The organism is Ensifer sp. LC11, from assembly GCF_001695835.1.
Taxonomy (GTDB): domain Bacteria; phylum Pseudomonadota; class Alphaproteobacteria; order Rhizobiales; family Rhizobiaceae; genus Ensifer.
Genome location: NZ_MBSO01000002.1, coordinates 70,345 through 81,885 on the forward strand (window position 1 = coordinate 70,345; position 11,541 = coordinate 81,885).

Sequence of the window (11,541 nt, forward strand, 5' to 3'; positions counted from 1 at the left end):
AGCAGATATCAGGCGCCGCGCTTGTCGACAGAGAGCGCGCCCGGACCGAAGACGGCAAGCACGAGGAAACCGCCGGCAATCGCGATGTTCTTCATCATCATCAGGCCGTTGAAGACGGTCAGCAGACCATTGGCTTCCGGCGGGAAGTTCGGGATGTTGATCGCACCGCTGTGGAAGGCGAAAGCCGTGACCAGGCTGAAAGCTGCCAGCAAGTAGGCGGCAATCTTGGTCTGGAAGCCGACGAAGACGGCAAGACCGGCGACCAGCTCGAAGAGGCCGGCGAGATAGGCAAGTGCGGTCGGTGCCGGCCAGCCGGCGCCGGTGATCATCTGGGCCGTGCCCGAGGGGTCCATCAGCTTGCCGAAGCCGGACATGATGAACATAATCGAAAGCAGGATGCGTCCAACGAGGACGACGACATTCTGTGGCATGGAAGGCTCCTGTGAGAAACGGTTGTTGAAAACAGAAGTACCAGTATTTTCAAAATCATCTAGCCGGTGTGCGAGCGACAGATCGTTCACAAAAATGAAACGACCAGAAGACATCGTCAACCTGCTATCCGCGTATTTTCCGCGCCAGACCGAGGGCTGTCGCGGAACCACATCGACAGAACTTCGTTCTTTTCCTATTGCAAGGACGAGGCGGCTGGGCGAAGAATTTCGGCGCGGCGGGGGACGCCGCGCGGGGGAATGTCATGACCGAAATCAACAGGAGCCCGGCATTCTGGCGCTCGTTTCCGATCTTTGAAGAATTCGACAAGAATACCATTGCCGAACTTGCCGATATCGCAACCTACAGGAAATGGCCGGCCGGCACCGTGATCTTCCAGCGCGGTGACGAAGGCAACTACATGATTGTCGTCATCTCCGGGCGCATCAAGCTGTCGCTGATCACCCCGCAGGGCCGCGAACTGATGCTGCGCCAGCACGAGGGGGGCGCAATTTTCGGCGAGATGGCTGTGCTCGATGGCCAGTCGCGATCCGCCGATGCGACCGCGATGACCGCTTCCGAAGGCTATGTGATCGGCAAAAAGGCCTTCCTCGATATCGTCACCAATCGGCGGGAGGCGGCCGAGGCGGTCATCCGCTTCCTCTGTGCCCAGCTTCGCGACACGACCGAGCGGCTGGAGACCATCGCGCTCTACGACCTCAACGCCCGGGTCGCACGCTTCTTCCTCGCCACGCTGCGCCAGATCCACGGCAGCGAGTTGCCGGAAAGCGCCAATCTCAGACTGACCATGAGCCAGACGGATATTGCTGGCGTTCTCGGCGCAAGCCGACCCAAGGTCAATCGCGCCATCCAATGGCTGGAGGAGAGCGGGGCGATCAAGAGGAACGATGGCATCATCGCCTGCAAGGTCGGCCGCCTGCACAGCATTGCCGATCCGGAGGAGGACTAGACCGCATGGCCGCTGAGCCACGCCGGCAATTCCGCCTTACTCCGCTTGCCGGCGGGTTCCTGACGAGCTTGCTCATTGCCGTTGCGCTCTACCTCTTCGGCGAACCGGTGTTCGAGACGCAGCGCGAGTTGTTCTTCGACAACCTGACGCAATGGGTGCCGGCACCCCAGTCGCCTGACATTGTCGTCGTCGATATCGACCGGCAGGCGCACCAATCCCGCCCCTCGGGCGAATGGGACCGGGCCGCCACCGCCGAACTGCTGTCGCGGCTCACGGAAGCGGGCACCAAGACCGTTGCCGTGGACTTCGTCTTCAGCGCCGATTGCAATGCGGACGGCGACGGCAATGGGGCGCTCGCCGCCGCGCTTGGAACCGTCCCCGTCGTCCTCGGCTTTCTCGTGGCCGATACAGTGCAGGAGCGGCCGCGGCCTGTGCCGCCGCTGGCATTGAGCCGTCCTTTTGCCGCACCGGAGCTCTGGTTCCTCGGCGGCGCCGAAACGTCCTGTGCCGCCTTCATGGACCATGCGAGTGCCGCGGCCGCCTCGTTTCTCGTCGGCGACGAGGATGCGCGCATACGCCGGGTGCAGGCCTATGCCATCCTCGGCAACGACGCCTATCCGACGCTCGCGATCGAGGCGGCGCGACGGATGCGCGGCGGCGGCACCCCGATCCTCGGCGGCGATCCGGCCTGGTTGCGCGTCGACGGACAGGTGATTACGCTCGACGAGACCGGCAGCCTGCGCTTCGTCGCAAGTTCTGCGGAACGGCTCGCGGCTCGCACGGTTTCAGCGGCCGACGTCTTGTCCGGCAAGGCTGCAACCGACCGCTTCGCCGGCAAGCTCGTGTTGATCGGCAGCAGCCTGCCGAGCCTTGGAGGCTTGCGACCCAGCGCCTCGATGCCGCTCGAACCCTCGGTTCAGATCCATGCCGATATCGCCAATGCGATCCTGACCGGCTTCATACCACAGCGCGACGGCCGCCTGCCGATCGCTGAAGCGGCTGTCGCGTTCCTCGCCGGCCTTGGCGTCGCCTTCGCCGCCACGCGCCTCCGACCGCTGGCATCGGCAATACTCGGCCTCGGCGCGGTTACCGCGGTCGCAGCAGCAGCGGCCCTCATGTACGAAACGAGTGGTTGGCTTGTCGACGCGGTCAGCATTTCGGTTGCGCTTGCCGCTGTTCTGACGATCACGAGCATCCTGCAATTTGCCAAGGTGCGGCGAGCCGAAGCAGCCGCCCGGCAGAAATTTTCGCAGTATTTGCCGCAATCGGTCGTCGCCCGCTACATCGACAATCCCGGGCTTGTGCGCATGGCCGGCGAAGAGCGGCAAGTGACCGCTCTCTTCACCGACATCGAGAGCTTTTCCTCCCTGTCGCAAAGGCTGAAACCACGCGAACTCATAGCCCTGCTCGATATCTACTTTGCCGAGGTCAACCAGCTGGTGGCCGCGCATGGCGGCATGGTCGACAAGGTGGTCGGCGATGCGGTGCACGCCTTTTTCAACGCGCCGGAGGACCTTCCCGAACACGTCGACAGGGCTATTGATTGCGCCCGAGCGATCCACGCGCTGACGGAGGAGATGCGCAGGCGTCCGCAGTTCGCGGCCAACAACTTCGGCCGGACACGGATCGGCGTCGAGACCGGACCGGCGGTCGTCGGCGATGTCGGCGCCAGCGGCAAGCTCGACTACACCGCCCATGGAGACGCGATCAATCTGGCGGCACGGCTTCAGGAGGCGAACAAGTTCCTAGGCACCGCAATCTGCGTCGGGCCGGCGGCTTCGGCGGAAAGCAAGCAGCCGCTCCGCTCGCTCGGCAGCCACGAAATCCGCGGCTTCTCTACGATGGAGCTCTATACGGTTCCGGAGAAGAACTGACCGCAACTTTGGGCGCAAACCGCTGGAACTGCGGCCGCTTGTGAGCCCGTGGAGAGGGCCTCAGAGCCCAACACTGGCATAGGCTTCCTTGATGCGCGCCTCGCCCCAGTTGACGGGCTCCGTCGGTGCATCGCCGGGCTTGCCAAACTCGACACCCTGCCCCGCTTCAACCACCCGTGTGACGCCGGCGCCTTCAACCGAAACGCTGCCGTGCTCGACGAAGACGGCAAAGGCCGTCTTGCTCGGACCGCAGAAGAATTTGGTGCCGCGCACGCCGATCATGCCGAAGGCGGTGCGGACCGCCACGTCGACCTTCGGCAACCCCTCGGGCCGATCGAAGACCATGCGGCCAAGCCCGAGTTCGAGCGTGCCGCCCTGACCGGCAATGAAAGTGTCGATGAGCAGATCGGTCTCTGCGCCGAGCAATACGCGTGTATCGGTGCCAAGGTTCAAGGTCGCATAACTCTCAGCGTTCGTGTGCACGCGGTCGTTCTCGAAGAGCTGGCCACCGACCGCCAGCGGCTCTTCCTTTTCCGCCTGCTTGCGTCGCACATCGCCTTTGACCTCCGTCGCCTGGCCAATGACCGGGCTTGCCCAGGACGTGGCGACGCCGCCGCCCACGGCCGTCAGCAACAGCCCGCCGACAACGACCCGTCGGCTTACCAGCATCAGCCGCACCGGCGCTGCTCGGTTTTCCATTGTCTCTCTCCCTCACGGAACGTTGCGGCTCTTGGAGGATAACCTCGGCGTTCCCGGATGCAAGCCGCCCACGGGCAGGCCCTCGCTCGCGTTCCTCACTTGGCCAGAGCTTTCGGCTTCAGGCTGTTCCCGCCGGAACAGCTCAACGGCGCGGCCCCCGATAGTTTGATCGGCAAGAGAAGGGAAAAGCATCATGGAAAATCGCAGCGCATCCGGCACCCGCATTATCAACGCTCTGTTTCTGGCCATGGTCAGCCTGCTGGCAGTTGCTGCAATCGCCCTTCCTTCGGCCCGTGCTGCCGAGCTCTCCGCTGCTGAAATCTGCGACCGCGAAGCGGGCAGCATCTTCGACCTGCAGCGCAACCCGTCGTTCCCGGCGGTTGCGACCGAAGACATCAAGATCGGCGTGGCGCTGTCCGCCTGCCGTGAGGCGTACAACCAGAAGGGTGGCGCCCGTACCGAATTCCAGCTCGCTCGCGTGCTCGACAAGGCCGGCCAGAAGATCCAGTCGCTGCGCATTCTCGGCGAAGCGGCCCAGCATGGCCATGCGCTGGCGATGACGAATTACGCGGTCCTCCTCGGCGAACAGGGTGACACCGCGACCGAATTCGCGCTGAACCAGAAGGCCGCCGCCGCCGGCAACGTTCTTGCCGCCTATAACCTCGGCGTCTCCTATCGCGACGGCATGGGCACGCCGGTCAACGGCAAGCTCGCGATCGAATGGTTCGAACGGGCCTCGCTTGCCGGCGACGATGTTGCAACCTTCAACCTGGCGGTCATCCTCGACGAGGGCAAGCTGGTGCCAGAAGACAATGGCAAGGCTGCCAGGTTCTACCGGCTGGCCGCAGAGCGCGGCAATGTCGACGCGATGGTCAATCTTGGCCTGATGCTTCAGAACGGCGAAGGCATCGCCAAGGACATTCCGGCGGCGCGTGACATCTTCCGCAAGGCCGCCAACGAAGGCGACGCGTTCGCCGGGCAGAAACTCGCCGAGCTCAGCGCGGGCGGTGGGTTTGAGACAGCCATGCTCCCCAAGGCCAGCCGCATCAAGTAACCGAACACGCCTCCCAAGGGCCACGCGGGTCGGAGATCCCATGATCTTCGGCCCGCGTTTTCGTTTGGAACACCGCCCGGGAACGGCGGCCGACTAGCGGATCTCGCCGGCCTGCGGTCCCCAGGTGTCGGTCAGCGCAAAGCCGTCGGCAAGCGGATCGAACGGGTCGAGCGCCACCTGATGCAGGCCGAAGGTCCAGCCGCGGCCCGCAATCGTCGGGATGATCGCTTCGCGGCCGGCGACCGTCGTCACGCCTTCGAGGCCCACTTCGAATTCGGAGCCGATGATCGAGCGGGATTTCAGGACGTCGCCGACCTTGACCTTGCCGCGCGCATGCAGCGTCGCGAGGTTGGCCGAGCTACCCGTGCCGCAGGGCGAGCGGTCGACGCGGCCCGGCCACATGGTGGTGCAGGTGCGGATCGTGCCGTCGGCCTCGACGTCGCGGAACATCACATAGGCGACGCCCTTGATCTCCGGGATCTCAGGATGGACGACCGGGATGGTACGGTTGACGATATCCTTCAGGATCATCCCGGCTTCAACGATCTCGCGGGCGTTCGCCTTGTCGATCGTCGTACCGATCTGGCCGACATCGACGAGCGCATAGAAGACGCCGCCGTAGCAGAGGTCGAGCTTGATCTTGCCCCATTTCGGGGTGTCGACCTCGACATCGAGTTCGTGCACGAAGGACGGAACCATCGTCAGCTTCACCTTCTCGCAGCGGCCGTCGCGGCAGGTCGCCGTGGCCTTGACGAGGCCGGACGCCGTATCGAGCATGACCACCGTCTCCGGCTCCTTCATCTCGATAATGCCGGATTCAAGCAATGCGGTCGTGACGCAGATCGAGTTCGAGCCGGACATGGCATGCGCCTGATCAGCCTGCAGAATGATGAAGCCGGCATCGGCTTCCGGGCGCTTCGGCGGCACCAGCAGATTGACCGAGCCGATCGAGCCGGAGCGCGGCTCCAGGCACAGGAACCGGCGCAGACTGTCATCAACCGTGTTGATGTGGTTGAGCTGTTCGGCGATCGAGTTTCCCGGGATTTTGGGCACGCCGCCGATTGCGACCTTGCCGATCTCACCTTCGCAATGAACGTCCAGCAACTGGATCGTGCGCTTCCACCGCATGCCGTTTCTCCAACTCGCTTGCCATCGCCCTAGCGGCGATTATGGCTGATATATCAGGTGCGCCTGCCTTAGCGCTTTCCTTGACCCGTCGCAAGGAAAACCACTGGGCGACCAAGTACATCGCCCCAAAGTTGCCGCTTGACGCGCCACACGCCGCGCGACAGCTTGGGTGTCCTGCGGCGCAACCTTCTGGATCTCCATGACAAAACTGATCATCTTTACCGACCTGCACATGGTGCCCGAAGGCACGACGATCATCGGGCTTGATCCCTACCAGCGCCTTGCCAATGGCATCGAACACGTCAACCGCTACCATGCGGATGCGGAGCGGGTGATCTTCACCGGCGATCTCACCCACTACGGCGATCGCGGATCTTACGAGCGGCTGAAACGGCTCATCGACCAACTTATCCCGCCATCCGCCATCACCATCGGCAATCATGATCGGCGCGAAGTGTTCCTCGACGTCTTCACCGATGCAGAAACAGACACGGGCGGCTTCGTGCAGCAGGCGATCGATTTCCCCGACTGCCGCGCAATCCTGCTTGATACGCTGTTTGCACCGCCTTACGACTACCCGAACAGCCATGCAGGCCTGCTCTGTGCCAAGCGTCTTGCCTGGCTCGACCGGCAGCTTGCCGATGCCGCTAACAAGCCGGCGCTCCTCTTCATGCATCATCCGCCACACAGGACGGGCTTTTCCGGCATGGACCTGATCCGGCTCGCCAACGAGGCGGAATTTTACGAATGCATCAAGCGGCATCCCAATGTCCGGCATATCTTTGCCGGGCATGTGCATCGCACGATCAGCGGTTCCAGCCGCGGCATTCCCTTCTCGATCTTCAAGAGCCCGGTGCACCAGCAGCCCATGCCTTTCGACGCGCCCGATGCTTCGCTCTCTGTCGACGAGCCAGCCGCCTATGGCATCGCTGTCGTGACCGAGGACGGCGTGCTGGTCCACACCGAAGACTACGAGATTGCCCGCCGCGACGCGACCGTCGCTTAAGAGCCATTTCGAACCCTGCGCCTTCGTGCTAGTTTGACGCATGACCGAACCGCCCCCCATCGACGAAAGCTTCGACTGCCAGAGCTGCGGCGCTTGCTGCGCCTATTCGGCCGACTGGCCGCGTTTTTCGCTGGAGACGGACGAGGAGCTCGACCTGATCCCGGCGGAATACGTGTCGGCCGACCTCGGCGGCATGCGCTGCGAGGACGATCGCTGCTCGGCACTCGGCGGCAAGCTCGGCGAGCACGTCGGCTGCAAGATCTATGCGATCCGGCCAATCGTCTGTCGCACCTGCATGCCCGGCGACGACGAATGCCTGATGGCCCGCGAGAAGCACTTCGGCAAGGCGGCCTGATCTACAGCGCCGCGCGTCTTACCGGACGCACAAAGGTCGCAGTAGCAATTTGTATGGCTGCGTGTTTCTATCCTTAGATCGGCTAGGATTTAAGGAAACCTGCAATAGGATCATCCGGCAGAATTGCGAACATTCCGCATTCTCTACGGCGCCATACCTGCCTAACGGTGAAACATTCCGCCAAACCTGAAATTTGCCGGATGGATGCACGGCGAAATGAAGCGTATTTTCCGCCCACGATCGGGGGCGCGCCGCGCCCTCCAAACTGCTTCCCGGAGGATAGCGCTCGATGAGCCAGACACCGCTTCAAAAAACCACTGCAGAGACCGGCGCACCGCAGGCCCCCTTTGCCGCGTTCGCCCCGCCGGTTCGACCGCAGAGCACACTCCGCCAGGCAATCACCGCGGCCTACCGCCGCCCAGAAACGGAAGCGGTGCCCGCACTCGTCGAAGCAGCGACGTTGGACGCGAAGACCCGCGAAGCCGCCGCAAAGACCGCGCGCAAGCTGATCGAGGCGCTGCGCGCCAAGCACAAGGGCTCCGGCGTCGAGGGGCTGGTGCAGGAATACTCGCTGTCGAGCCAGGAAGGTGTGGCACTGATGTGCCTTGCCGAAGCACTGCTGCGCATTCCCGATACCGCGACGCGTGACGCACTGATCCGCGACAAGATCGCCGACGGCGACTGGAAGTCGCATATCGGCGGTGGCCGCTCGCTGTTCGTCAACGCCGCGACCTGGGGCCTCGTCGTCACCGGCAAGCTGACCTCGACCGTCAACGACCGCAGCCTTTCGGCAGCATTGACCCGCCTGATCGCCCGTTGCGGCGAGCCGGTCATCCGCCGCGGCGTCGACATGGCGATGCGCATGATGGGCGAACAGTTCGTGACCGGCGAGACCATCGACGAGGCACTGCGCCGTTCGCGCGCGCTCGAACAGAAGGGTTTCCGCTACTCCTACGACATGCTCGGGGAAGCGGCGACCACCGCTGCCGACGCGGAGCGCTACTACCGCGACTATGAGCAGGCGATCCATGCCATCGGCAAGGCGTCGGCCGGTCGCGGCATCTATGAAGGTCCCGGCATCTCGATCAAGCTTTCGGCGCTGCATCCGCGCTACGCCCGTTCGCAGGCCTCGCGCGTCATGGCCGAGCTTCTGCCGAAGGTGAAGGCGCTCGCCGTCATCGCCAAGAAGTACGACATCGGCCTCAACATCGACGCCGAGGAAGCCGACCGTCTCGAACTCTCGCTCGACCTGCTCGAAGAACTGTGCCTCGACAAGGATCTCGCCGGCTGGGCCGGCATGGGCTTCGTCGTCCAGGCCTATGGCAAGCGCTGCCCCTACGTGCTCGACTTCATCATCGACCTCGCCCGCCGCGCCGGTCGCCGCGTCATGGTGCGCCTCGTCAAAGGCGCCTATTGGGATGCCGAAATCAAGCGCGCCCAGCTCGACGGCCTCGAGGACTTCCCGGTCTACACCCGCAAGATCTACACCGACGTCTCCTACATCGCCTGTGCCAAGAAGCTGCTGGCCGCGACCGATGTGATCTTCCCGCAGTTCGCCACCCACAATGCCCAGTCGCTGGCGACCATCTACGAGATGGCCGGCAAGGACTTCAAGGTCGGCAAGTACGAGTTCCAGTGCCTGCATGGCATGGGCGAGCCGCTCTATGACGAAGTGGTCGGCAAGGGCAATCTTGATCGTCCCTGCCGCATCTACGCGCCTGTCGGCACGCATGAGACGCTGCTTGCCTATCTCGTTCGCCGCCTGCTCGAAAACGGCGCCAACTCCTCCTTCGTCAACCGCATCGCCGACCCGAAAGTTTCGGTCGACGAACTGATTGCTGATCCCGTCGAGATCGTGCGCGCCATGCCTGTTGTCGGCGCGCCGCACGACCAGATCGCGCTGCCCGACAATCTCTTCGGCGAAACGCGCCGCAACTCGGCCGGTCTCGACCTCTCCAACGAAGCAGGCCTCACCTCGCTGACGGCGGCGCTGCAGGCAAGCGCCACCGTCAATTGGAAGGCCGTACCGCAGCTGGCAACCGGCCCGGCCGCAGGCGAAACCCGCACCGTCGTCAACCCCGGCGACCACCGCGACGTCGTCGGCTCGGTCACCGAGGCGTCCGAAGCCGACGCTCGCCAGGCCGCAAGCCTTGCCGCCAAGGCCGCCGCAAGCTGGGCTGCGGTTTCTCCGGCCGAGCGCGCCGCCTGCCTCACGCGCGCTGCCGACCTGATGCAGGCGCGCATGCCGACACTGCTCGGGCTCATTGCCCGCGAAGCCGGCAAGTCGCTGCCGAACGCCATTGCCGAAGTGCGCGAAGCGATCGACTTCCTGCGCTACTACGCCGAACAGACCCGCCGCACCCTCGGCCCGGCGCACAAGGCGCTCGGTCCGATCGTCTGCATCAGCCCGTGGAACTTCCCGCTGGCGATCTTCGCCGGCCAGATTGCCGCGGCCCTCGTCGCCGGCAACCCGGTGCTGGCAAAGCCTGCCGAGGAAACGCCGCTGATCGCCGCCGAAGGCGTGCGCATCCTGCATGAGGCCGGCATTCCGGCCGACGCCCTGCAGCTGTTGCCCGGCGACGGCCGCATCGGTGCTGCGCTGGTGGCAGCCCCCGAAATTGCCGGCGTGATGTTCACCGGCTCGACCGAAGTCGCGCGCCTGATCCAGGCGCAGCTTGCCGACCGGCTGTCGCCGGCGGGCCGGCCGATCCCGCTGATCGCCGAGACCGGCGGCCAGAACGCCATGATCGTCGACAGCTCGGCGCTCGCCGAACAGGTGGTCGGCGATGTCATCGCCTCGGCCTTCGACAGCGCCGGTCAGCGCTGCTCGGCACTGCGTGTTCTGTGCCTGCAGGAAGACGTGGCTGACCGCACGCTTTCGATGCTGAAGGGCGCGCTGCACGAGTTGAAGATCGGCCGCACCGACCGGCTCTCTGTCGATGTCGGTCCGGTCATCACCGCGGAAGCCAAGGGCATCATCGAAAAGCACATCGACGCCATGCGCGGCCTCGGCCGCAAGGTCGAGCAGATCGGCCTTGCCTCCGGAACCGAACAGGGCACCTTCGTGCCGCCGACGATCATCGAGCTCGACAAGCTCTCCGACCTCAAGCGCGAAGTCTTCGGTCCGGTGCTGCATGTCATCCGCTACCGTCGCGACGATCTCGACCGGTTGATCGACGACATCAACGCCACCGGTTACGGCCTCACTTTCGGCCTGCACACGCGCCTCGACGAAACGATCGCGCATGTGACCGCACGGGTGAAGGCGGGCAACCTCTATGTCAACCGCAACGTCATCGGCGCGGTCGTCGGCGTTCAGCCCTTCGGCGGACGCGGCCTCTCCGGCACCGGCCCGAAGGCTGGCGGTCCGCTCTATCTCGGCCGTCTGGTTGCCACCGCTCCGGTGCCGCCGCAGCACAGCTCGGTTCATACCGATCCGGCGCTGCTCGACTTCGCCAAGTGGCTCGACGGCAAGGGTGCCAAGGCGGAAGCCGAAGCTGGCCGGAACGCCGGTAGCAACTCGGCGCTCGGCCTCCACGCCGAGCTTCCGGGCCCGGTCGGCGAACGTAACCTCTATGCCCTGCATCCGCGCGGCCGCGTGCTCCTGGTTCCGACCACGGAAACCGGGCTTTACCACCAGCTCGGCGCAGCCCTTGCCACCGGCAACACCGTGGTCGTCGACGCTGCCGCCGGCCTTCAAGCCTCGTTGAAGGATCTGCCGGCGAGCGTTTCCGCACGGCTTTCCTGGTCGAAGGACTGGGCAGCCGACGGCCCGTTCGCAGGCGCCCTTGTCGAGGGCGACGGTGCCCGCGTGCGCGACGTCAGCAAGGTGATCGCCGGCCTGCCGGGGCCGCTGGTCCTCGTCCAGGCAGCATCGAGCGAAGAGATCGGCAAGAACCCCGACGCCTACTGCCTGAACTGGCTGCTTGAGGAAGTCTCGACCTCGATCAACACGGCGGCCGCCGGCGGCAATGCCAGCCTGATGGCGATCGGCTGATCGATTCCAGAGTCTGTGAAGTGCCCTCT

Annotated in this window: 9 protein-coding genes and 1 pseudogene; 7 read left to right on the forward strand and 3 right to left on the reverse strand. The window is 64.5% G+C overall.

Annotated elements, in window-relative coordinates; genetic code table 11:
* Positions 1 to 8: 8 nt before the first annotated feature.
* Complete coding sequence (locus BBX50_RS01320) at positions 9 to 431, reverse strand: DoxX family protein (protein WP_065773523.1); 423 nt, start codon at positions 429 to 431, stop codon at positions 9 to 11.
* A 263-nt stretch (positions 432 to 694) separates the two neighbouring features.
* Between BBX50_RS01320 and BBX50_RS01325 the strand changes: the two genes are divergently transcribed.
* On the forward strand, positions 695 to 1,399 hold the full coding sequence (locus tag BBX50_RS01325) for a Crp/Fnr family transcriptional regulator (RefSeq protein ID WP_065773524.1): 705 nt from the start codon (positions 695 to 697) through the stop codon (positions 1,397 to 1,399).
* Positions 1,400 to 1,404: 5 nt separating this feature from the next.
* Entirely contained in the window at positions 1,405 to 3,273 is a 1,869-nt protein-coding gene (locus BBX50_RS01330; RefSeq protein WP_065773525.1) for a CHASE2 domain-containing protein, read from the forward strand.
* Between the two features lie 60 nt (positions 3,274 to 3,333).
* Here BBX50_RS01330 and BBX50_RS01335 read toward each other — a convergent pair whose 3' ends face one another.
* The gene (locus BBX50_RS01335) at positions 3,334 to 3,951 is read right to left on the reverse strand and encodes a FecR family protein (protein WP_065773628.1); all 618 of its coding nucleotides are present in this window, start codon (positions 3,949 to 3,951) and stop codon (positions 3,334 to 3,336) included.
* A 214-nt stretch (positions 3,952 to 4,165) separates the two neighbouring features.
* On the opposite strand from BBX50_RS01335, the pseudogene BBX50_RS31020 reads away from it, so the two are divergent.
* Positions 4,166 to 4,711 (forward strand): annotated as a pseudogene (locus BBX50_RS31020) (SEL1-like repeat protein); the annotation flags it as partial.
* Positions 4,688 to 5,026 (forward strand): tetratricopeptide repeat protein, encoded by a 339-nt coding sequence (locus BBX50_RS31025; protein ID WP_348271501.1) that lies wholly within the window; start codon positions 4,688 to 4,690, stop codon positions 5,024 to 5,026. The pseudogene BBX50_RS31020 and the gene BBX50_RS31025, both read left to right, overlap by 24 nt.
* Positions 5,027 to 5,119: 93 nt before the next feature.
* On the opposite strand, the gene BBX50_RS01345 is transcribed toward BBX50_RS31025, so the two are convergent.
* Positions 5,120 to 6,154: a proline racemase family protein gene (locus BBX50_RS01345; RefSeq protein WP_065773526.1), complete on the reverse strand. Its 1,035-nt coding sequence runs from the start codon at positions 6,152 to 6,154 to the stop codon at positions 5,120 to 5,122.
* A gap of 199 nt (positions 6,155 to 6,353) precedes the next feature.
* Between BBX50_RS01345 and BBX50_RS01350 the strand changes: the two genes are divergently transcribed.
* The 3 genes from BBX50_RS01350 to putA all read left to right on the forward strand — a co-directional run bounded on the left by BBX50_RS01350 (position 6,354) and on the right by putA (position 11,512).
* Positions 6,354 to 7,160, forward strand: coding sequence for a phosphodiesterase (locus BBX50_RS01350; protein WP_065773527.1), 807 nt, complete (start codon positions 6,354 to 6,356; stop codon positions 7,158 to 7,160).
* A 40-nt stretch (positions 7,161 to 7,200) separates the two neighbouring features.
* Positions 7,201 to 7,515, forward strand: coding sequence for a YkgJ family cysteine cluster protein (locus BBX50_RS01355; protein ID WP_065773528.1), 315 nt, complete (start codon positions 7,201 to 7,203; stop codon positions 7,513 to 7,515).
* A gap of 289 nt (positions 7,516 to 7,804) precedes the next feature.
* A complete protein-coding gene (gene putA / locus BBX50_RS01360; protein WP_065773529.1) occupies positions 7,805 to 11,512 on the forward strand; it encodes a trifunctional transcriptional regulator/proline dehydrogenase/L-glutamate gamma-semialdehyde dehydrogenase in 3,708 nt (1,235 codons plus the stop codon).
* Positions 11,513 to 11,541: the final 29 nt, after the last annotated feature.